The sequence below is a fragment of the Methylosinus sp. shoA genome, assembly GCF_059718125.1.
In genome coordinates this window covers 4,672,921-4,694,613 of sequence record NZ_AP046091.1, presented here as the reverse complement: position 1 = coordinate 4,694,613, position 21,693 = coordinate 4,672,921, and the positions used below count along the sequence as shown (strand labels likewise).

The following is a 21,693-nucleotide window of genomic DNA, read 5'->3' as shown; positions in this document are numbered from 1 at the left end:
CGAGACGTCCTTCCGACGGCGGCCTCACGCGCTCGCCGCCACCGGCGCAGGCGCCGAAAGGGGCGCCGGCGCCACCTCGGCCGCGCCGAAATAAGACCCCTGGAAGTAATCGACGCCCCATTCGCGCAGCAGCGCGGCCGTGGCCTCGTCCTCCACCCATTCGGCGACGATCTCGAGCCCGAGATGCCGCGCGAGATCGGTCAGCGTGCGCACGAAGAAGCGATCGTCGGCCGATTTGGCGATATTGCGCACGAAGGCGCCGTCGATCTTCACCAGATCGAACTCGAGCTGGCGCAGATTGCGGAACGAGGTGTGGCCGGCGCCGAAGTCATCCATCGCCAGCTTGATGCCGAGCGCCTTGCAGGCGGCGATCAGCCGGCGCGTCGTCTCGAAATCCTCGATCATCGTGCTCTCGGTGATCTCGATGGTCAGGCGCCGGGCGACGCCGGGGTGGACATTGGTGGCGCTCGCCAGCCACGCCGGCCACTCGGGATCGTGCAGGGTGGCGATCGAAGCGTTCACGGAGACACGCAATTTCGGGTCGTCGGCGAGCCGCGCCAAGGCGAGCTCGAGCACGCGCTGGTCGAGCAGCCGCACGAGCCCGGATTTTTCGGCGATGGGCAGGATGTCTCCCGGCGCGACGATCGATCCGTCGGCGAGTCGCACGCGCAGCAGCGCCTCGTAGAAGGCGGTTTCGCCGGTCTTGGCCGAGACGATCGGCTGGAAGGCGAGTTCCACCCGGCGCTCGTTGAGCGCGGAGACGACGCTGTCGGCGACATGCAGGGCGTGCAGGCGGCCGATGTCGCGGTCGAGCGAGGAGGCGTAGGCGACGAAGCGCGCGCCATTGCGCTGGCGGGCGGCGTCGAGCGCCTCTTCGGCGTGCTGGAACAGAACTTCCGGCGTGCGGCCGTCGCGCGGCGCGACCACGGCGCCGATGCGCGCCGTGGCCGGAATGGCCCCGGCCTGCGTCTCGAAGGGCGCCTGGCCGACCACCTCGATGAGGCGCAGCCCGGTGGCCTTGGCCTGCTCGACTTCGCAATTGTCGAGCAGAACGGCGAATTTGTTGCCGGCGTAGCGGGACACGAGGTCGTTGACGCGCAGATTGGCGCGCAGCCGCGCGGCGAGGCGGACGATGATCTCGTCGCCCGCGTCATAGCCGTAGGTGCGATTGAGAGCGAAGAGATTCTCGATCGCCACCAGAAGAACGGCGAAAGGCCTGCGCGATTTCTCCGGCTGGCCGAGCAGACGCTGGGCGTGGTCGGCGAGCTGGACGCGGGTCACCGTGCCGGTCAGCGCATCGACCTGTGCGCGCCGCTTCAGCTCGCCTTCGAGCTCCTTGGGTTCGGTGATGACGCGGACGAGGCCGTGGGCGCGATGCGGGCGGCCGTCCCGCCCCCCGAACCAGCGGCCGCAATCCTCGACCCAGAGCAATGGTCCGCCGCCCGTCTCCCGGGCCGGAACGAGCGCATAGACCGCGCGGAAGGGCACGCCCTCGCCTTCGTCTTCCGCGGCCGAATTGAACACGGACTCGTAGCGCGAGCCGGCGCTCTCGGCCCCGAGCCGCTCGCCATAGGCGCGGCCGGTCGAAAGATCGGCGCGGGCGACGGCGCCGAGCGTCTCGCCCAGATTGCCGCTCCAGAGCAGGCGATCCGTTGCAATGTCCCAATCATAGAGGACGGCGCCGATCGAGGGCAGCACGACGGAGGGGTCGGGGCCGGCCGGCGGAAAGACACCGGCTTTCGAGACAGGGGCGAGCGCTTTCACTTCGAGCCCTGCGGCGGCCTTGTCGGCGAGGTGTCGCAACTGCATCGTCTGTCCCGGGCATACAGAATTCGAACCGCGCCGGGATCATGGCGCCCGAAAGTAAACGCGCCGTTGCGGGGATCGCAGCTCAGCCGCCGCTTTCGCCGGTCGGCGGCGCCGAGCCCGGGGCGGCGAGCTCGAAGGCGGAGAATTCGAAGCCCGGCGCAACCGTGCAGCCGACCAGGGTCCAGGCTCCGAGACTCGCGGCGCTCTGCCAAGCGCCGGCGGGCACGACGATCTGCGGACGCTGTCCTCGCGCGAGCTCCGGCCCGAGCACGCCCCGCGTCGCGGCGCCTTCGGCGGCGATGTCGAGCGCGAGCGGCGCGCCAGCGTAGAAGTGCCAGATTTCCGCGGCGTCGACCCGGTGCCAGGCCGAAACCTCGCCGGCGCCGAGCAGAAAATAAATGGCCGTCGAGGCGGCGCGGCCGTCTTCGACGCGCCGGGCGTCGCGAAAGGTCTCGCGATAGAAGCCGCCTTCGGGATGGGGCGAGAGCTCGAGCAGGCGCACGATGTCGGCGGCCGCGAGTCCGTGAAAGAAATCATTCGTCATCGGAAGAGATTCTTTCGCTCGCGGATCGCGGCGAAGACGTCCGCAGGGGAAGCCGTTTCCATTCCCGTCGCTTTGCGCAGCCCGGGATCGTCGGCGCGCAGGAAGGGATTGGTGGCGAGCTCCTGCGCGATCGTCGTCGGCAGCGTCGCCTCGTGCGCGCGGCGCAGCGCCTCGACCTCGCGGGCGCGCTCGGCGAGAAGCGGATTGGTCGGATCGACGGTCAGGGCGAAGCGGGCGTTGGACTGCGTATATTCGTGCCCGCAATAGACGCGCGTCTGCGGCGGCAGCGCCGCGATCCTGGCGAGCGAGGCGTGCATCACCTCCATCGGCGTCTCGAAGACGCGGCCGCATCCCAACGAGAACAGCACGTCGCCGACGAACAGAATGTGGTCGGCCTCGAAATGATAGAGGATGTGCCCGGTCGTATGGCCGGGCGCCTCGATGACGCGCGCTTCCGCCGCGCCGACCTTCACCATATCGCCTTCGCCGACGGGAAGATCGATGCCGCCGATCCGGCCGAGCTCCTTGCGCGGGCCGACGACGCGCGTCTTCGGAAACCGCGCCTTCAACCCCGCGACGCCCTGGATGTGATCGGCGTGGTGATGTGTGAGCAGAATATCGGTGAGCGTCCAGCCGACGCGGGCGAGCTCGGCGGCGATCGCCTCGGCGTCCGGCGCATCGATGGAGGCGACCGCGCCCGTCGCCCGATCACGGAGCAGCAGGCCGAAATTATCCGTGAGGCAGATGAATTGCCGGACTTCCACGCCCATGCGGCCTCCTCGCGTCGATCCAGAGCGCGGCGCGCCTTGCGCCGCTTCGCGAATATCGCCAAATATCAGATATGGCCCTCGACGTCGTGGACTTGCGGAATTTTTATGCTTCGCCTCTGGGCCAGGTGGCGCGGCGATTGGTCGGGCGCATGGTGCGCGCGCAATGGGAGGACCATGCGGCGCTGAGGGTGCTGGGCGTCGGCTACGCCACGCCTTATCTGGTGGATTTTCAAGCGCGCGCGCAGCGCGTCATGGCTTTCATGCCGGCCGCGCAGGGCGTGGTGCATTGGCCGCCGGGCGTCCGTTCGGCCTCGGCGCTGGTCGAAGCCTCGATGATGCCGCTGCCCGACGCCAGCATCGACCGCATTCTCGTCGTGCATGCGCTGGAGGTGGGCGAAAATCCCCGCGACATTCTGGAGGAGATCTGGCGCATTCTCGCGCCCGGCGGACGCGTCGTCATCGTCGTGCCGAGCCGCTCGGGCCTGTGGGCGCGCGTCGACACGACGCCCTTCGGCCACGGCCATCCCTATTCGCGCGGGCAATTGCAGGCGCTGCTGCAGGAGACCTTGTTTCTCCCCGTCTTCTGGGGGGAGGCGCTCTATGTCCCGCCCTTCGGCCGCGCCTCGCTGCTGCGCTCGGCCCCGGCCTTCGAGCGCATCGCCGGGCGCTTCTCCCTGCCGGGGGCGGGGGTGCATGTGGTGGAGGCGACGAAGCAGCTCTACCGGCCGGCGAGCCTGCGGCGCGCCGTGCGCCGGGCCGTGCAGCCGATCGAGGTGCTGGCGCCGGCCGGCGTCGGCGCCGGCTGAGGACATCAGCGCGTCCCTTTGCCGAAATCGACGGCGAGGCCGAAGCTGCGCGCCAGGAACAGGCCGCCGTGGAGCAGGCCGGCATTGTCGATGCCGTGGCCGAGCCCGGCCGACAAATGCCATTGCGTCGGGATCGAGGCCTTGCCCAGAGCATTGGCCGAGAGAAACAGCGCGTCGACGGGGATCAGCTCGTCCTCCTCCCCGTGGACGAGCAGGATCGGCGGCGGCCGCGTCCCGAATTGCGGGGGAATGTCCGGCGGCTCGCTGCCCGCGACGAGCACGCCGGAATAGCCGAGAATGGCGGCCGGAGCTTTGCGCAGGCGCAGCCCGACGTGCAGCGTCAGCATGGTTCCCTGGCTGAACCCGACCAGCGCGAGGCGGCTCTCGTCGAGCCCGAGCTTCCCCAGCTCTTCGGCGAGGAAGTCGGCGAGCAGCGGGCGGGTCGCGACCGCGCCCCGCCAACGCTCTCCGGGGTCGCGCATCGTGAGCGGGAACCATTGCCGGCCGGAGGGCGACAGAGCGCAGCGCTCCGGCGCATGCGGCGAGACGAAGGCGGCCTGCGGCAGGAAGGAGCGCCATTGCCGGCCGATCTCGATGAGATCATTGCCGTCGGCGCCATAGCCGTGCAGGAACACGACGAGCTGCTCGGCCTTGCCGGCGCGGGGCTGAATGCGTGGGCCGTCGAGTTGCGTCATATGCTCGTCTCGCTTCGCTTTCGGACGGCGGCGCGGCCATCGCGATCGCCGAGATAGAGCAAGACGAGCGCCGTTTGCAAGCCGAGGCCGCGGCCGTCGCCGATGACGGGCTGCGTCGCGGGCGCGAACGCGGGTTCAGCCCGCGCGCAATGCGGCGGCGACGCCGGCGAGGATCAGCGCCGCCGCGAGCCATTCGCGCGCGCTCGCCCGCTGCGCGAACATGCGCCGCGAGGCGGCCTCGGCGAACAGCACCTCGATGAGCGCCAGCGTGCGCACGCGCGGCGCGGTCTCGAGGGCGAAGGCGAGGAACCAGAACAGAGTGGCGCCGGCGCCGAGCAGCCCCGCCGAGAGCGAGGCGCGCCATTCCGCCGCGATCGCTGCGAGGCCGGGGCGGTCGAAGAGCCGCAGATAGGCGAGGATCAGCGCCGTCTGCAGGCAGAGGGCGAGCGCGAGCTCGCTCGCCGCGGCGACGGCCAGGGACGAGGATCGGAGCGCCAGCACGCCGTCGCGATAGAGCAGCGTGGAGACGCCGAATACGGCGGCCGAGGCGAGGCCGAAGGCGACGGGCCGCGCGGAGGCGCCGCGCGACGCCGCGCCGGGCAGCGACAGCAGCAGCACGCCGCAGGTCGCCGCCGCCACCGCGAGCGCCAGCGTGGGCGTCACGGCGTCGCCGAGGAAGACGAGGCCGAAGACGACGATCTGCATCGCCTCCGTCTTGGTGAGCGCCGTGACGATGACGAAGGAGCGCTCGCGCATCGACAGGAGCATCAGCGCCGTCGCGCCGACCTGGGCGAGCGCCGCGGCGGCGATGAGCGCCGTCGCGCGGGCGCTCGGCCAAGCGGGCGGCGCTTGCTCATAGACGCAGGCCGCGGCGAGGAGCAGAAGCGCGAAAGGGCAGCCGAACAGGAAGCGCACGAAGGTCGCGCCGGCGGCGCCGAGCTCGTCGGTCAGCTCGCGCTGCAACGCATTGCGCAGAGTCTGCCCGCCGGCCGCCGTCACGGTGAAGGCGGCCCAGAGCCAGGCGGGGGAGGACGTCGTCATCGCGGCGTTCCGTGCATCGCGCCTGTATCGTCGCTCCCGACGCGAAACGCCAGAGCGAAAGCGCGGGCGACTTACGTGCTCACGGCATACGCGGACTCGTGCCCGACGCGCGGATCGGGTCTATGCTGCGCGAAGCCCGCGCGGCGCCGCGGGGACTGCCGACGTCATCTTCCGAGAGGAATGTCCCATGAGCGGCGAACGCTATCACAAGACACGCATCGGCGAGCACATGTTGAAGCCCGAGACGCTGATGCTCGGCTATGGCTATGATCCCGCCCTTTCCGAAGGCTCGGTCAAGCCGCCGGTGTTCCTCACCTCGACCTTCGTGTTCCGTTCGGCGGAAGAGGGACGGGATTTCTTCGATCAGCTGGCGGGGCGCGTCGAGATCGGCGACGCGCATCCGGGCCTCGTCTATTCGCGCTTCAACCATCCCAATCTCGAAATCCTCGAGGATCGCCTCGCCGTCTATGAGAAGGCGGAGGCGGGGCTCGCCTTCTCCTCCGGAATGTCGGCGATCGTCACGACGATTCTCGCTCATGTGAAGCCGGGCGAGGTCATCCTGCACAGCCGCCCGCTCTATGGCGGCACGGAGGTGCTGATCGCCCGCACGCTCGCGCCCTTCGGCATCCGCAGCGTCGGCTTCACCGACGGCCTCGACGAGGCGCTCGTGCGGCGCGCCGCCGAGCAGGCGATCGCGGCGGGCCCGGTCGCGATGATCTTCGTCGAGACGCCGTCCAATCCGATGAACAGCCTCGTCGACATCGCCATGATGCGCAGGATTGCGGAAGAGATCGGCGCGCGGCAGGGCCGTCGGCCGATCCTCGCCTGCGACAATACGTTGCTCGGCCCCGTGTTCCAGTCGCCGCTGGCGCTGGGCGCCGATCTCTCGCTCTATTCGCTGACCAAATATGTCGGCGGCCACAGTGATCTCATCGGCGGGGCCGCGCTCGGCGGCGCGGCGGAGCTGAAGCCGATCCGCGTGATGCGCAGCGCCATCGGCACGCAGCTCGATCCGCATTCGTGCTGGATGCTGATCCGCTCGCTCGAGACCTTGGCGCTGCGCATGCGCCGCGCCGCGAGCAGCGCGGCGATCGTCGCCGATTATCTCGCCCGGCATCCGAAGGTCGCGCGCGTGTATTATCCGCCGCTCCTCCCCGACGGCCATCCGGCGCGCGCGCTGATGGCGCGTCAGTCGGGCGCGGCGGGCTCGACCTTCTCCTTCGACGTCGCCGGCGGCGAGCGCGAGGCTTTCGCCTTCTTGAACCGGCTGCAGCTGTTCAAGCTCGCCGTCAGCCTCGGCGGCACCGAATCCTTGATCTGTCATCCGGCGACGACGGTGCATTCCGGCCTCGGCGAGGAGGCGCGGCGCGAGATCGGCATCACGCCGTCGCTCATCCGCATGTCGATCGGCATAGAAGATCCCGACGATCTCATCGCCGACATCGCGCAGGCGTTCGGGTGAGATTACGCGCTGCGGCGCAGGCGCCGCTCGGACGAGGCGCGGCGCCAGCGCTCGACGGCGCGGCGCCGCAGGAGGAGCTCGGCGAAATCCGCGCAGCGGCGGCGAAGACATTCGTCCGGACAAGTGTCCGCATAATGCTCGCGCAGAGCTCTGAGCCCGAGCTCGGTCAGGATTCGCTCGTCGGCGCAGTCGCGCATCGGCGCCCTGCGCGCGGCGTCCTCGAGCAATGAATCGATCTTCTGTTTCTCTTTCGCGATGTCGCACATGCGACGCGCTCCTCGTATCTTGCCCGTCATCGAGAGCCGGAGGCGAAGCGATCCAGAGTCGCGGGGCGGCTCCTGGATTGTTTCGTCGCTTCGCTCCTCGCAATGCGGAGGTTCAATTCGTCTTGCCGACGAGCATCGATAATTCGCCGCTTTCGGGCAACAGGACGGTGGATAGTTTGGAAGGCTTTCGGAAAAGCGATTCTGGAACTCTTGCAAAAAGGCGCATCGCGCGAGCGCGTCCCTCGTCGCGAGCCGCAGGCGAAGCGATGCTTCGGCTTCGGCGCGCGTCGGTCTCGCGACGACGTCGCTGTTTCTGGAAATCTTGCAGCCTGTGGACGTCCCGGCGGTCTTGATCGCAACCGACGCCTGCGCGACAGTTCGTGAAACACGTCTCGTCGTGCGAAGCGAAGCGTCGCTTTGCGCGACGAACCGAGGGGATCGCCATGTTCATCGCCATGAACCGGTTCGAGATCATCAAGGGTGAAGAGAAGGCGTTCGAGAATATCTGGGCGGCTCGGCGCACGCGGCTCGGCGAGATGGAGGGGTTCGTTTCCTTTCATTTGCTCCGCGGTCCGGAGCGCGAGGATCACACGCTCTATGCGTCGCATACGATGTGGGAGACGAAAGCGGCCTTTCTCGCCTGGACGACGTCGCAGCAGTTTCGTGACGCGCACAAGGACGCCGGCAAGAACAAGCCGCTCTATATCGGCCATCCGGAGTTCGAAGGCTTCGAGAGCGTGCTCGACGAACAGGCGATGGCGGAGGCCCTGCAATGAACGAGGCGCTGCAGCTCGTTTCATCCACCGTGCTGGAGAAGGTCTCGCAGCCGCCGCGCCTGTCGCGCGGCGAGCCGGGGGCGCGGCGGCGCATATGGGAGATCATCGGCGCGTCGCATTGCTCGATCATCGGCACCTGTATGACCATCGCCGAATTGCGCAAGATCGCGCGGCGCACGCGCTTTCTCGCCGACGAGTCGCGCTATGGCGATTATCACATCCACGGACTCTTCGTGGAGGCGATGGGCGAGGAAAATCCCGTCTCGCGCGCCGTGCAGAAACATCTCGACGCGAAATATGAAGGCGCGATCCGCAAGGCCAAGGCGCTCGACGGCGAGGAGGCGTTTCTCGACTATTGGGAGAAAGCGGTCGACAATGGTTTCGTTCCCGGCGCCTATTGGGCGCTGATCGGCCATCCGCGGCTTCCCGTCGGCGTCGACACGCGCATCTTCGGCGACATTCACATGATGTCGCACATCTGCGGCGCGACGCATCGAGGCGACGCGCGCGAGCTCGCCGAGCTGCGGCGCGAGAAGGCGGAGATCGCGCGCCGCCTCGTCAATCTCGTCGCCGAGCGCAACGAGGAGATCGCGCGCCAGCGCGGCGAGATCGCGCGGCTCTCGGCGGCGCTGCGCGAGCTGGCGCCGCTCGAGGAGGAATGCGCGCGGCTGCGGCGCGAGTCGCAGAGCGATCTGCGCGCCGAGCTCGGTGAGGCGTTGCGCGAGAACGCCGTGCTGCGCGACGACCGCGTGCGGTTGGAGCAACGTCTGGAGCGGCTCTCGGCGCGGCGTCAGCGCATCGACGCGCCGGCTCCCGCCCCCCTGCCGCCGTCGCCGCAGCCATCGGAAATCGCGGTCGCTCCCGAACCGATGGATCTCTGCGGACGCTGCCTGCTCTATGTCGGCGGACGGCCGCGCACGGTCGGGCGCCTGCAGCAGATCGTCGAGCAGAGGAACGGCTCGCTCATTCACCATGACGGCGGCATGGAGGACAGTCGCGCGATGCTGAGCGAGCTGGTGCGGCGCGCCGATGCGGTGTTCTTCCCGGTCGACTGCGTCAGCCATCTCGCCGTCGACGCGGTGAAGAGCCTCTGCGAGAGCCGGGGGATTCCCTACTGTCCGCTGCGCAGCGCCAGCGCCTCGGCCTTCGAGAGGGCGATCAGTGAGTTCGGCCGCGGGGAGGTCGTTGCTTCGCTCTGAGGCGGCGCGCGGCCCCGCCCCTTCGAGACGCCCGCTGCGCGGGCTCCTCGTGGTGAACCAGTCCCCCTCGTCCTGAGGCGCTTTTCGCCGACGGCGAAAAACCTCGAAGGACGCTTCAAAGGGCGCTCTTCGAGAGCTTCATAGGGTGAGAGGGTGTCTCGCTCGCAGGACTCTCGACGCGCGCTTCCTTCTCCCACTCGTGGGAGAAGGAAGCGCCCTTCCTTCTCCGATCGTCGTTCTCGAGAGCCGCGCCAGTCCTTCCGTCCCGAGGCGGCTGCTATCGGCGTCACTCGTTCGCCGCGGCCTCCGCCTTTTCCTTCGCCTCGAGGTCCTCGCCGGTCTGCTGGTCGACGGCGCGCATGGAGAGGCGCACCTTGCCGCGATCGTCGAAGCCCAGGAGCTTCACTTTCACCTTGTCGCCCTCCTTCACCACATCGGTGGTCTTGTTCACGCGCTGCTTGGCGAGCTGGGAGATGTGGACGAGACCGTCCTTGGCGCCGAAGAAATTGACGAAGGCGCCGAAATCGGCGGTCTTCACCACGGTGCCCTCGTAGATCTGGCCGACCTCCGGATCGGATGCGATCGACTTGATCCAATTGATTGCCGCCTTGATGGAGTTGGCGTCGGAGGAGGCGACCTTCACCGTGCCGTCGTCCTCGATATTCACCTTGGCGCCGGTCTTCTCGACGATCTCGCGAATGACCTTGCCGCCGGTGCCGATCACTTCGCGGATCTTGTCGGTGGCGATCTTCAGCGTCTCGATGCGCGGCGCGAACTCGCCGAGCTCGGCGCGCGAGGTCGTGATCGCCTTGGACATCTCATCGAGGATGTGCAGACGTCCGTCGCGCGCCTGGGCGAGGGCGACGCGCATGATCTCCTCCGTGATGCCGGCGATCTTGATGTCCATCTGCAGCGAGGTCACGCCCTCGGACGTCCCCGCAACCTTGAAGTCCATGTCGCCCAGATGATCTTCGTCGCCGAGAATGTCCGACAGAACGGCGAAGCGCTCGCCCTCGAGGATGAGGCCCATGGCGATGCCCGCCGTCGGCTTCTTGATCGGCACGCCGGCGTCCATCAGCGCGAGCGAGGAGCCGCAGACCGTGGCCATGGAGGACGAGCCGTTGGATTCGGTGATCTCCGAGACGACGCGGATCGTGTAGGGGAACTCCGCGACCGCCGGCAGCATCGGGCGGATGGCGCGCCAGGCGAGCTTGCCATGGCCGATCTCGCGGCGGCCGGGAGAACCCATGCGGCCCGTCTCGCCGACCGAATAGGGCGGGAAATTATAATGGAGCAGGAAGCGCTCCTTGTAGGTTCCTTCGAGCGAGTCGACGAATTGCTCGTCTTCGCCCGTGCCGAGCGTCGCGACGACCAGCGCCTGCGTCTCGCCGCGGGTGAACAGAGCGGAGCCGTGGGCGCGCGGCAGCACGCCGACCTCGGCGACGATCGGCCGCACCGTCTTCACGTCGCGGCCGTCGATGCGGACGCCGTCGTCGAGAATGTTCCAGCGCACCACCTTGGCCTGCAGATCGTGGAAGGCCTCGGCGACCAGCTCCTTCGAGAATTTCGCTTCGCCGCCCTCCGGCAGCAGCTCGGCGAAGACCTTCGCCTTCACCGCGTCGACCGCGGCGTAGCGCTCCTGCTTCACGGTGATCTTATAGGCCTTGCGCAGCTCGGCCTCGGCGATCGCGGCGATCGCCGAGGTCACCTCGTTCTTGTCGGTGACGTCGAGATCGCGCGGGTCCTTGGCGGCGCGCTCGGCGAGGCGGATGATCGCGTCTATGACCGGCTGGAAGCCGCGATGTCCGGTCATCACCGCTTCGAGCATGACCTCTTCGGAGAGCTCCTGCGCCTCCGACTCGACCATCAGCACCGCGTCCGACGTGCCGGCGACGACGAGATCGAGCGCGGAGAGCTTCGCCTCCTCGATCGTCGGATTGAGCTTGAGCTGGCCGTTGATATAGCCGACGCGCGCCGCGCCGATCGGGCCCATGAAGGGCACGCCCGAAAGCGTCAGCGCCGCCGAGACGGCGACCATGGACAGAATGTCGGGGTCGTTCTCGAGGTCGTGCGAGAGCACGGTGACGATGACCTGCGTGTCGTTGCGATAGTCGTCGGGGAACAGCGGGCGGATCGGCCGGTCTATGAGGCGCGACACCAGCGTCTCTCGCTCGCTCGGGCGCCCCTCGCGCTTGAAATAGCCGCCTGGAATGCGGCCGGCGGCGAAAGCCTTCTCCTGATAATTGACGGTCAGCGGGAAGAAGTCCTGGCCGGGCTTGGGCGCCTTGGCGGAGACGATGGTGGCGAGAACCGTGGTCTCGCCCCAGCTCGCCAGCACGGCGCCGTCGGCCTGGCGGGCGATCTTGCCGGTCTCCAGGACGAGCCGGCGGCCGGCCCAGTCGAGCTCTTCACGATGGATCTGGAACATGTTTCTTTCGTCTTTCTCTCATGACGCGCGCGACGCGCGTTCTCTGACGGGCGAGGCGTCATGGGCAAGACGGCGAGAAGCTGCGGACGGCGGGTTTTTCAAAGACGCGAAGCCGCGAACGCCTCGAAAAAATCCTCGCCGCAGCGTCCGGCGATCCTGCCATGACGATCTGCCGAGGGCTCGGCGCGACGGCCTTGCCGTCCGCCGATGAGCATCGGAACGCTTCCGATGCGGGAGGCCGGCGAATCGTCTCGGCGGCCTCGTCTCTCATACGCGAAATCGCGGCGCGCCGCGATCTCGCAATTCTCGCGGACCCATGGGGCGGGCCGCGATCAGCGGCGGATGCCGAGACGCTCGATGAGACCCCTGTAGCGGGCTTCGTCCCGCTTCTTCACATAATCGAGCAATTGGCGGCGCTGCGACACGAGCTTCAGCAGACCGCGGCGGGAGTGATTGTCCTTCACATGGGTCTTGAAATGCTCGGTCAGATTGGCGATGCGCTCGGAGAGGATCGCCACCTGCACCTCGGGCGAGCCGGTGTCGTCCGTCTTGGTCGCATATTCCTTGATGAGCGCTTGCTTGCGCTCGGCCGTGATCGACATCGGATCGTCCTTTTCGGTTCTTGGTGGTTGGTCCGCGGGCGGGCGGCCTGGGCCGGGATGTCGTCCAGCGAGGGTCGCCGCGAGCGGAGCCGCCCGGAGCGACTCCGAGCGCGCGAGGGGGCTTATAGCAGAACGATCCGCGAATGATAGGGGCGGCGAGACGCCGCATCGCACGGCGACGCCGAGGTCGCTGGCGGCCGAACGCTCAATATGGCAGAGGCGCGAGGTCCGGCTCGACCCAGGCGCGCCGGGCGGCGACGCCGAACAGCGTCTCCCGGCGCCAATAGGACAGGAGCCAGTCGGGATGACCGAGCGGAGAGGACATCAGCGATCCGAGCGCCTGATGAAGTGGCGCGTTTGCCGCATGATCACGCAAATAGGCTTCGGCGGCGCGCATGGAAGCGAGCGTGATCGTGTGATGATAGCCGCCGTCATCGGTGTTGGCCGTATTCGTCGCCTCGTTGTAACGCGTGATGAGCGTTCGGATCTCGTCGGGCGTCGTCAGCTCGGGCCTGTGCCGCAATAGCCAGAGCGCCGCTGCAAAATGTCCGGCATGCGTCCATTCACGCTTGGGCAGGCTTCGATCGATCATGCGCAAAGCCAGCCGCTCGATCGAATCGTCATCGGATAGCGTCGTCGACCACGCTCCATCGATGCCAGTCTCTGCGCCGCACGATCGGGCCCAGGGGAGAACGCGTGCGACGAGTTCTCGCAGAAAATCGTCTGGCCGGTTGAAGACGACGAAGTGATGGCATCCGGCAAAGCGCACGAACTCCTTATGCGGAGCGGAAATGTCATTGAAATAGGCTTCCGCCAGCTCCGCTGGCGTCTGCTGATCCTCCATTCCTTCGAAGAAGAAGATCGGAATGTCGAAGCGCAGCCCCAGCGATGGCAGATCGACCTCCGTCAGCTCGGCGAAAAGCCGTTGCCGGGTGAATTGAAGCCCCTGCATCAGCGTCTCGCGATCCGCTGCCGTGAATTGCGGATTGACCGGTCGCGGCTGGGGTGAGACGGAATCTCCGGTGCCCCCCGCCTGCCGATCGGCCAGCTCGCGAAGCTTCACGATCGCGGCGCGGTCGCGGTAGGGCGGCGGCCCCAGCTCGATGAGCGCCCGATGGGCGTCTGCATCTCGACGCTGCAGCGCCTGCGCGAGCTGCCGCCGGTAGTTGTATTCCTCGTTCTTCCGCAGATTTACGAGCTGGCCGGTTCCGACATAGGCCGAGAACCGGTCGGGACGGCGCTTGATCATATGGACGGCGAGGACGGAGCCCCAGGAGTGCCCCACCAGGACGATCTTGTCGCATTGCAGGCGGGCGCGCAGAAACTCGACGACCTCGAGCCCATCTTCGACCATGCGGTCGATAGTGAGCGCGCCGCATCCCGTTTCGCCATTCTCAGCGAAGGTGCGGCCTGCGCCGCGTTGATCCCAATGGACCACAGTGAAATGCGCCCCCCAGCTGCTCCAAGCCGCCGCAGCAGGACGCGAAGAGGCGCCCGGCCCGCCGTGGAGGTAGAGCAATGTCCGGCGCTCCCGATTCGGCTCGGCGAACTCGATCCATTGCCGAATGCCCCCGATCTCGACGAACATTTCTTTGCTCCCGCAATCAATACAGGAAAACGCGGCTCTCCGGCGGCGGCCACGCCAGCATATTGCTATGTCGACGTCATGTCTTCATGATATTGCACGGCTTTCACAATGAGGCCCCCATGTCCACCAGAGCCTATGCCGTCCAGTCCGCCGAGGCGCTCTTCGGTCCCATCGCCATCGACCGCCGCGCGCCGGGCCCGAAGGACGTCGGAATCGATATTCTCTATTGCGGCGTCTGCCATTCCGATCTGCACACTGCCCGCAGCGAATGGCCGGGCACCCGCTATCCCTGCGTGCCGGGCCATGAGATCGTCGGCCGCGTGACGGCCGTCGGCCCCGAGGTCACGAAATTCGCGGTCGGCGATCTCGCCGCCGTCGGCTGCATGGTCGCGAGCTGCCGCCGCTGCTTCTCTTGCGACGAGGGGCTCGAGCAATATTGCGAGCACGGCTTCACCGCCACCTATAACGGGCCGCTCGACGGCTCGGGCGAGAACACCTACGGCGGCTATTCGGAAAAAATCGTCGTCGACGAGCATTTCGTGCTGGCGATCCGCCATCCCGATACCGAACTCGCCGGCGTCGCGCCGCTGCTCTGCGCCGGGATCACCACCTGGTCGCCGCTCCGGCATTGGGGCGTCGGCCCCGGCAAAGCGGTCGGGATCGTCGGCATCGGCGGTCTCGGCCATATGGGCGTGAAGCTCGCCCATGCGCTCGGCGCCCATGTCGTCGCCTTCACCACCTCGCCGGGCAAGCGCGAGGCGGCGCTCGCGCTCGGCGCCGACGAGGTCGTCGTCTCGACCGACAGGCAAGCCATGGCGGCGCGGGCGGGAAGCCTCGATTTCATCCTCGACACTGTCGCGGTCGGCCACGACCTCGACGCTTATGTGAATCTGCTGAAGCGCGACGGCGCGCTCACCCTGGTCGGCGTGCCGGCGACGCCGCATTCCTCGCCCTCGGCGGGCGGGTTGATCTTCAAGCGCCGCCAGATCGGCGGCTCGCTGATCGGCGGCATAAAGGAGACGCAGGAGATGCTCGACTTCTGCGCCGAGCGCGGCATCGTCGCCGACATCGAGACGATCGCCATGCCGGAAATCGAGACCGCCTACGCCCGCATGCTGAAGAACGACGTGAAATATCGCTTCGTCATCGACATGGCGACGCTGAAGGCGGCGTGACGATTCAAAAAAGTGCGCTCTCCTTCTCCCGCGAGCGGGAGAAGGAGAGCGCTTCAATCCTTGGCGACCTTGAACAGCTTCGGATCGGGCGCGCTGTCGCGGTCGATGTTGAACAGCGACACCAGCGTCTCGTAGCCCTGCGGGTCGGAGACCTGCCACTGCTTGAGCTCGAACGTCTTCGAGTCGAACAAGAGCTTGATCTTCGACGTTCCGCCGAGCGTGGCCTTGTCCTCTATCGTGATCGCGGCTCCCGAATCGTCGATGACGACGTCGAGGAGCTTCACGTCCTTCTCGAGGTCGATCTTTTCGTTGAGCAGAAATTTCAGCGGCGTCTGGGCGATGAAATAGAGGTCCTGCGTGTTGAGCTTGCGGTCGCGCACGGCGACGGTGACGCCGTCGGAGACGACCTCCATCGTCGCCGGTTGCGCATATTCGAAGCGCATGCGTCCGACCTTGTGGATGAACAGCCTGCCCTCGGCGCGCCGGCCGTCGCCGCCGATCTGGACGAAATCGGCGGTCAACACGGGCGACGCATTGAGCGAGGCTTCGGCCCGCTTGATCGCCTCCGCCCTGTCGAGCGGCTTTGGCGGCGCGACGGCAGCGGCGGTCGCGGCCGCCGCTTTGGCCGGCTCGGCCGCGGGCTTGGTCGCGGCGGCTTTTCCTTCGACGGGCGGCTTGGCCGCGGTCGGCTTGGCGGCCGCCGCCGCATGCGGCTCCTCCGGCTTGGCCGGCGCCTTCTCATGCGCGGTCTTGGCCGGCGCCGGTTTGCCGGCTGCGGGCTTGACAGCCGTGGGCTTGGCCGCCTCCTTGGCGGGCTTGGTCACGGCGCGGGCGGGCGCCTTGGCCGGCGGCTTGGCGGGAACGGGGGTCGGCCAGGGCTGAAACAGCTCGGCCCCGGCCGGCGCCGCGAAGCACGGCAGGAAGGCCAGAGACAATAGGGCGGCGAGGAGAGGTAATTTCACGAGAATCCGGGCTCCGAAGGGTCGAGCGCGCCGCTTCGGGCGCCCGCGAGCGAATCGCTAGCACGACGATATGGCCGATCTTGGGTCGGCATTCTCGGCGATTCGCCGGCCGATCGACCAGCCCCGTCAGCCGAACCCCCGCGCATGATCCGCATCGGCGGCGTCCTCCTCCTCCGCGGGCGCGGGGATGCGCGGCGTCAAATAGCGGTCGAGCGCGCTGCGGCGCCGGCGCCAGCCGCCGCGGCCGCCGTCCCCCGCCGCGAGCTCGGCGGCGAGAGCGTCCATGCGCGCCGAGGCCGCGCCCCCGCGAGACGCCCGCTTCAGCGCGAGCGCGAGCCGCGCCTCCACCTCGGCCAGCGTGCGATTGTCCAGACGATAGACGCCCTTGCGGTCGAGATGGGCGACGCCCTCGCGCACCAGCCGGTTGAGCAGGCCGATGAGATTGCTGCGCGCCTCGATCGGCAACTCGGCGACGCCGCTGGAGCCGCCGTCGAAGGCGCTGCTTTCGCCGGGCAGCGGGCGGGAGAGGCGCAGCAGCGCTTTCATCACGCGCACGTCGCTGTCGTCACCGTCGCTATCGGCGACGTCGAGGGCGGGGAACACCGACGCCGGCGCTCTTGCGCGCTGCTCGCGTCCTTTGAAAATCTCCGCGAGCAGCTTCATCACGAACATGAAGGCGTCCTGCGCGACGGCGACGCCGAGCGCCATGGTCGCGTCGGGCGTCATCGAGACGAAGGCCTCGCGCGCCAACTCGAAGCGGTTGCGATCCATGCTGCGCGTGCGCAGGAAATTGTCGCTGCGCTTCAGGAAGGCTTGCACTTCGGCTTCCGGCAGGCCCGCCGCCTTGGCCGTGACGACGCAATCGTCGACCAGCCTCTTGGCGTCGTCGAAGCCCGCGGATGCGGCCGATTTGCCCGCCGCGACCGCCGTGCGGATGCGCGAGGAGAGCGCGGCGAGCTCGCTGCGAATGGCGCCGTCGAGCGCGCATTTCTGATCGAAGGCGGCGCGGCCGGCGATCGCCTCCTCGCGCGCGGTGAGCAGGTCGTGCGCCTCGACCCCTTCCGGCTCGCAGGAAAAATCCGCGGGGACGGCGGGGTTGGCGACGCCCGCCTGCCGCATGGCGCCGACGATCTCCTCGCAGGGCGCCTTCGCCTCCCTTATTTTCGCCCAGCGCGGATCGGCGCGGATCTGATCGCGCAGAACGGCGAGCCTCCGCGCGGCCCCGGCGACGTCGCGCGGCTCCTCTTCCGCTGCGGCGGGGGCGGACGCCGGCGCGGGCGTTTCGCTCGCGCTCTCCGCTTTCTCGCGCAGCGTGACGATCTCCGCGGCGAGCGCGTCGCGCTGGCGTATCGCTTCGCTCTTCTGTGTCGTCGGACCGGCCAGAGTCTCGCGCAACGCGCCGATGCGCTTCTGCGCCGCTCGGGCCTTGGCGTGATGCGACTCGCAATTGGGGCCGCAGGCCGCGCCGAGCCCGTCGAGCCCTTTGGAGGCGTCCACCGCGAGCTGCTCTTCCTGCCGGACGGTCGAGGTGAGCGCGACGATCTCGTCCTCCTTGGCTTTGATGATGGGATCGAGATCGGCGACCGTCTGGCTCAGCGCCGCGATGCGCGCGCGAATTTCCGAGATGCGGCGCGCGGCGGCCTGCGCGTCTTCGAGCTCGGCCGCCTTGCGGCGCGCCGCTTCCCGCGCAATGCGGCGGCGCCCTTCGCGGCTCTTCTCGAGCCCTTCGTCGAGGCGCATCGAGGCGACATTGACGGTCTGCAACAGAGCGTCGAGCGCGTCGAGATAGGCTCCGAGGCCCGGGGTCGCCTCCATGCGCGCCGTCTGCGCGTCATATTCGCCCGCAATCGCCTTGGAAACGGGAAGCAGCACTTCGGCCGCGAGCTCCATCGGCTGCGTCTCGGCGGCGAGCTTCTTCGACGAGAGGTTGAAGATGTTGGTGTAGTAGTAAGTGAAGGAGAAGAAGGCCGAGATGCAGAAGACGAACAGGAACACGGCCGCGGTGACGATGGTCTTGACGACGATGCGCTCGCCGAGGAATTGGCGTCGCATGATCAGCGCGCCGAGATCGGCGCCGAGCGACCAGGAGGTCGCCGCCAGCATGGTCAGAATGGCGGTCGTGCCGATGATCGCGCCGAGGACGCCGACGAGGTCGCCGGACTCGCGCCGCATGATGTCGATCATGCCGCTCGAAGTCGTGTAGAACACCCAGCAGAAGACGGGAACGACGACGGCCGCCGCGATGCGGCCGATGTCGAGCGTGGGCGGCGCGGCGATCGCGCTGCGAAGACGCGTGCGCGCACGCTCGAAAAGACCATGATTCGAATCGGGGACCGGCGTCGCTTCGGCGGGCGCGATCTCCTCCGCCGCGGAAAGCGTCGAGTCGGCGTCCGCCATGAGTCCGGCTCCTTCGCACAGGGAAGATGGGCTGTGAGGCCGGAGTCTGGCTTATCATAGAGCCGCGCGGGCTTGAACTCGCCTCGCGCGGACAAAGGCGACCGCACCCGCGCTCCGCGGCGCGTCGCTGAAATGGGAAGCTTGTTTTTGCGGGTGTTTCGCCTTGGCTCAGAGATAGGCGAGCGCGCATGCCGACAGGGGATAGCCCATTGCGGCGCCGAGCGCGAAGCCGCCGAGCACGTCGCTCGGATAATGATGCGCGGTGGCGATGCGCGACCAGGCCATCGACAGCACGAGCGCGGCCGCGGAGCCCGCCGCGGACGGCCAGGCGATGACGATCGGCGCCAGAACGCCGGACAGCGTCATCATATGGCCGCTCGGAAAAGAATGTTCGTCGAGAATGCGCAGCAGAGAGGTGAGCCGCGGATCGACATGGAACGGGCGCGGCCGGCCGATGCGCCGTTTGATGATCGGAAAGAGAATATGCAGCACCGCCGCATTGGCGCCGGCGAGCGCGACGACGGGAAGCGCGGCGCGTCCGAGCGAAAAGAAGACCACTGCGGCGAGGATCGGATAGATCCAGCCATTGCCGAGCTTGCTGATGACGATCGCCAGAATGCGGCCCGGCGCCGGACGCGCCGAGCGCGAGACGACATGCACGCCGGCGAGGTCGGCTTGCTGTAAGCGCTTGCGCAAGCTCGTCGCCGTCTCACGGAGGCCGATGCGCTCTTGCGTGACATGTCGATTGGAGGCGATCTGCATGAGACGAACGAATAGGCGCGCGATGCTGCGCTTTCGTGACGTTTCGTCTCGAATTACATGACAGTCCCGGCGAGGATCGTCGCATATTCGTCACGCTCTCCGCCTCGAATCTCCGAAGATCCCGGCGACTCCGCGCTCTATGCTCTGCACGGCTCGAGGTTGGATCACGATCGTCGGCGTCCGTTGCAGCCGCGCCGAACACGAGCCGCGCGTGTGGCGCATGAACGAGACGCGAGCGCCGTCGGAGCGCGTCCTGGTCTCGATTGCGTCGCATCAGTCGTGAAATGGCGGGTCTCTGCGCCGCGACGTCGGATGTGTCATTTTGGCGCCCACCCGGCCAGCGCGCGGCGGAGCTTGTGCCATATCGAGCCGGGCGCGCCGTCGCTCTATTTGCGCGGCTTCTTGCCTTTCGTCGTTTCGTTTGGATCGAACACGAAAGAACGGCCGCCGAGAGAGCCTTCGAAAGGAGCGTCCTCGCGCATGCGGCGCATGTCGAAGCGCACGACCGTGTTCGGCACGAGCACGCGCAATATCGATTCCGTGACGCGTTCGATCTCCACTTCCAATGGTTCGTGCGGGCGATCCACGTCGGTCAATTTGATGCGCCTGTCCATAATATCCCTTTTCGAGCCGCTCTCACGCTGCCGGCCGCTGCCGGCGGTGCGATTCGTGAGAGGACCGGCTCCGTCTCGAAATGGAACGAACGGCATCGGCTCGACGCCCGGCTTCAAGCCACGTGCCACAATGAAATATGACGTCGGAATTCGTCGGGAGCCCGCCGATTTCCTGCCCAAAAATGGAACGCCGATGCGACGCTGCTCATCCTTCGGCGGGGTCGTCCGAAAGCCGGGCAGATCGCGCAAAATCAATCGGCGGCCCGCGCGCGGGGCATGATGCGCCCTCGCGCCTCTATAAGACGCGCGTGACGCCCCTTGCGCGGGCAGATATGCGAGGCGCGCTCAGCCGCGGTTGTACGCATCCTCCAGGCGGACGATATCGTCCTCGCCGAGATAGGAGCCGGTCTGCACCTCGATCAGCTCGAGGTCGATCCTGCCGGGATTGCCGAGGCGATGCACGCAGCCGATCGGCAGATAGATCGACTCGTTCTCATGGACGAGATGAGTCTCCTTGTCGCGTCCGACCTCGGCGGTGCCCTTCACGACGATCCAATGCTCGGCGCGATGAAAATGCTTCTGCAGCGACAGCCGCGCGCCGGGTTTCACGACGATGCGCTTGACCTGATAGCGCTGGCCGGAATCGACGGATTGGTAATAGCCCCACGGGCGGAAGATGCGCTTGTGCTCGCCGGCCTCGCGGCGGTTTTCGCGCTTCAGCTGATCGACGAGCTGCTTGACCGTGTCGCCGTGCTCGTGGCTCAGCACCAGCACCGCGTCCTGCGTCGTCACCACGATCACGTCGTCGACGCCGACGACCGTGGTCAGCGTGTCGTCGGAGCGCACATGGACATTGCGCGCGTCGCGGATGAGGCCGTTGCCGCGCACCGAATTGCCCTGCGCGTCGCGCTCCGAGAGCTCCCATACGGCGCGCCAATTGCCGACGTCGGACCAGCCGATGTCGGCTGGAATCACCGCGGCCTTGGTCGTCTTCTCCATCACCGCGTAATCGATCGACGTCTTCGGCGCGCGCGCGAAGGCTTCGCCGTTCAGCACGAGAAAATCGAGATCGCGGCGCGCGCCGTCGATCGCGCGTTCGGCGGCGTCGGAGATGGCGGGCTCGAAATGGGCGATTTCGGCCTGCATCACATCGGCGCGGAAAATGAAATTGCCGCTGTTCCAGAGATAGCCGGCGTCGACATAGGCTTGCGCCGTCTCCAAATCGGGCTTCTCGACGAAAGCGTCGAGCTTCATCACTTCGCCGGCGAGTTTCCCGCCGGGCCGGATATAGCCATAGCCGGTCGCCGGATTATCCGGTTTCACGCCGAGGGTCACGATATAGCCGTCCGCCGCGACCGACGCCGCCGTCTTGCACAAGTCGACGAGGGCGGCGCGGTCGCGCACGACATGATCTGCGGCCAGCACCACGACGACCGTCTGCGGAGAGCGCCGCGCGGCGAGCCCGGCGGCGACCGCCACCGCCGCGGCGGAGTCGCGGCGCATCGGCTCGAGCACGATATCCGCCTCGGCGCCGATCTCGCGCAGCTGATCGGCGAGGAGAAACCGATAGTCGATGTTGGAGACGACGATCGGCTTCTCGAAAGCCGGATCGGCGAGCGTCGCCATCGTGGTCTGGAAGGTCGAGCGGTCGCCGACCAGGGGAATGAACTGTTTGGGAAGAGTTTCGCGCGATTCCGGCCAAACTCTCGTGCCGGCGCCGCCGCACATGATCACAGGAAGTATCTTCGTCATTGCTCGCCTTTCGGTCGAGGGCGGGTCCATCGAACGCGCAAGCGC

19 protein-coding genes are annotated in these 21,693 nt (G+C 67.5%); 5 read left to right on the top strand and 14 right to left on the bottom strand.

The annotated features are described in order from the left end of the window. Positions 1–24: 24 nt before the first annotated feature. The 3 genes from AC6IW9_RS21960 to gloB all read right to left on the bottom strand — a co-directional run bounded on the left by AC6IW9_RS21960 (position 25) and on the right by gloB (position 3,123). The gene (locus tag AC6IW9_RS21960) at positions 25–1,809 is read right to left on the bottom strand and encodes a putative bifunctional diguanylate cyclase/phosphodiesterase (RefSeq protein ID WP_497767404.1); all 1,785 of its coding nucleotides are present in this window, start codon (positions 1,807–1,809) and stop codon (positions 25–27) included. Positions 1,810–1,891: 82 nt separating this feature from the next. Continuing rightward, positions 1,892–2,353 carry a cupin domain-containing protein gene (locus tag AC6IW9_RS21955; protein WP_497767401.1) on the bottom strand — a complete coding sequence of 154 codons (462 nt, stop codon included), beginning with the start codon at positions 2,351–2,353 and terminating at the stop codon, positions 1,892–1,894. Beyond that, positions 2,350–3,123 (bottom strand): hydroxyacylglutathione hydrolase, encoded by a 774-nt coding sequence (gene gloB, locus AC6IW9_RS21950; RefSeq protein WP_497767398.1) that lies wholly within the window; start codon positions 3,121–3,123, stop codon positions 2,350–2,352. The genes AC6IW9_RS21955 and gloB overlap by 4 nt, the downstream gene beginning before the upstream one ends. 71 nt (positions 3,124–3,194) lie before the next feature. Between gloB and AC6IW9_RS21945 the strand changes: the two genes are divergently transcribed. Continuing rightward, complete coding sequence (locus tag AC6IW9_RS21945) at positions 3,195–3,929, top strand: class I SAM-dependent methyltransferase (protein WP_497767395.1); 735 nt, start codon at positions 3,195–3,197, stop codon at positions 3,927–3,929. Between the two features lie 5 nt (positions 3,930–3,934). On the opposite strand, the gene AC6IW9_RS21940 is transcribed toward AC6IW9_RS21945, so the two are convergent. Further along, the gene (locus AC6IW9_RS21940) at positions 3,935–4,624 is read right to left on the bottom strand and encodes an alpha/beta hydrolase (RefSeq protein ID WP_497767393.1); all 690 of its coding nucleotides are present in this window, start codon (positions 4,622–4,624) and stop codon (positions 3,935–3,937) included. Between the two features lie 135 nt (positions 4,625–4,759). Further along, on the bottom strand, positions 4,760–5,665 hold the full coding sequence (locus tag AC6IW9_RS21935) for a DMT family transporter (protein WP_497767390.1): 906 nt from the start codon (positions 5,663–5,665) through the stop codon (positions 4,760–4,762). 187 nt (positions 5,666–5,852) lie between these two features. Between AC6IW9_RS21935 and AC6IW9_RS21930 the strand changes: the two genes are divergently transcribed. Then, entirely contained in the window at positions 5,853–7,127 is a 1,275-nt protein-coding gene (locus AC6IW9_RS21930) for a cystathionine gamma-synthase family protein (protein WP_497767388.1), read from the top strand. Positions 7,128–7,129: 2 nt separating this feature from the next. Here AC6IW9_RS21930 and AC6IW9_RS21925 read toward each other — a convergent pair whose 3' ends face one another. After that, positions 7,130–7,393 carry a hypothetical protein gene (locus AC6IW9_RS21925; protein WP_497767386.1) on the bottom strand — a complete coding sequence of 88 codons (264 nt, stop codon included), beginning with the start codon at positions 7,391–7,393 and terminating at the stop codon, positions 7,130–7,132. A 443-nt stretch (positions 7,394–7,836) separates the two neighbouring features. On the opposite strand from AC6IW9_RS21925, the gene hmuQ reads away from it, so the two are divergent. Both hmuQ and AC6IW9_RS21915 read left to right on the top strand, forming a co-directional pair. Then, positions 7,837–8,169, top strand: coding sequence for a heme-degrading protein HmuQ (hmuQ, locus tag AC6IW9_RS21920; protein ID WP_497767384.1), 333 nt, complete (start codon positions 7,837–7,839; stop codon positions 8,167–8,169). Beyond that, positions 8,166–9,368 (top strand): DUF2325 domain-containing protein, encoded by a 1,203-nt coding sequence (locus tag AC6IW9_RS21915; RefSeq protein ID WP_497767382.1) that lies wholly within the window; start codon positions 8,166–8,168, stop codon positions 9,366–9,368. Before hmuQ ends, AC6IW9_RS21915 begins: the two co-directional genes overlap by 4 nt. Before the next feature lie 286 nt (positions 9,369–9,654). On the opposite strand, the gene pnp is transcribed toward AC6IW9_RS21915, so the two are convergent. From pnp to AC6IW9_RS21900, 3 genes are all read right to left on the bottom strand, one after another. Further along, positions 9,655–11,796 (bottom strand): polyribonucleotide nucleotidyltransferase, encoded by a 2,142-nt coding sequence (gene pnp / locus AC6IW9_RS21910; protein ID WP_497767380.1) that lies wholly within the window; start codon positions 11,794–11,796, stop codon positions 9,655–9,657. A 332-nt stretch (positions 11,797–12,128) separates the two neighbouring features. Further along, positions 12,129–12,398: a 30S ribosomal protein S15 gene (gene rpsO / locus AC6IW9_RS21905; protein ID WP_497767378.1), complete on the bottom strand. Its 270-nt coding sequence runs from the start codon at positions 12,396–12,398 to the stop codon at positions 12,129–12,131. Between the two features lie 205 nt (positions 12,399–12,603). Further along, positions 12,604–13,986 (bottom strand): alpha/beta fold hydrolase, encoded by a 1,383-nt coding sequence (locus AC6IW9_RS21900; RefSeq protein WP_497767375.1) that lies wholly within the window; start codon positions 13,984–13,986, stop codon positions 12,604–12,606. A gap of 119 nt (positions 13,987–14,105) precedes the next feature. Here AC6IW9_RS21900 and AC6IW9_RS21895 point away from each other — a divergent pair, with 119 nt between their 5' ends. Continuing rightward, positions 14,106–15,161 carry an NAD(P)-dependent alcohol dehydrogenase gene (locus tag AC6IW9_RS21895; RefSeq protein WP_497767373.1) on the top strand — a complete coding sequence of 352 codons (1,056 nt, stop codon included), beginning with the start codon at positions 14,106–14,108 and terminating at the stop codon, positions 15,159–15,161. A 53-nt stretch (positions 15,162–15,214) separates the two neighbouring features. Here the strand turns inward: AC6IW9_RS21895 and AC6IW9_RS21890 are convergent, their stop codons facing one another. The 5 genes from AC6IW9_RS21890 to AC6IW9_RS21870 form a co-directional block, all read right to left on the bottom strand. Then, positions 15,215–16,123, bottom strand: coding sequence for a LolA family protein (locus AC6IW9_RS21890; RefSeq protein ID WP_497767370.1), 909 nt, complete (start codon positions 16,121–16,123; stop codon positions 15,215–15,217). Positions 16,124–16,249: 126 nt separating this feature from the next. Then, complete coding sequence (locus AC6IW9_RS21885; RefSeq protein ID WP_497767368.1) at positions 16,250–18,520, bottom strand: hypothetical protein; 2,271 nt, start codon at positions 18,518–18,520, stop codon at positions 16,250–16,252. A 168-nt stretch (positions 18,521–18,688) separates the two neighbouring features. After that, on the bottom strand, positions 18,689–19,282 hold the full coding sequence (locus tag AC6IW9_RS21880; protein ID WP_497767366.1) for a phosphatase PAP2 family protein: 594 nt from the start codon (positions 19,280–19,282) through the stop codon (positions 18,689–18,691). 386 nt (positions 19,283–19,668) lie between these two features. Further along, entirely contained in the window at positions 19,669–20,145 is a 477-nt protein-coding gene (locus tag AC6IW9_RS21875) for a hypothetical protein (protein WP_497767363.1), read from the bottom strand. Positions 20,146–20,241: 96 nt separating this feature from the next. Beyond that, positions 20,242–21,648, bottom strand: a complete 1,407-nt coding sequence (locus tag AC6IW9_RS21870) for a mannose-1-phosphate guanylyltransferase/mannose-6-phosphate isomerase (protein WP_497767361.1) — start codon at positions 21,646–21,648, stop codon at positions 20,242–20,244. Positions 21,649–21,693: the final 45 nt, after the last annotated feature.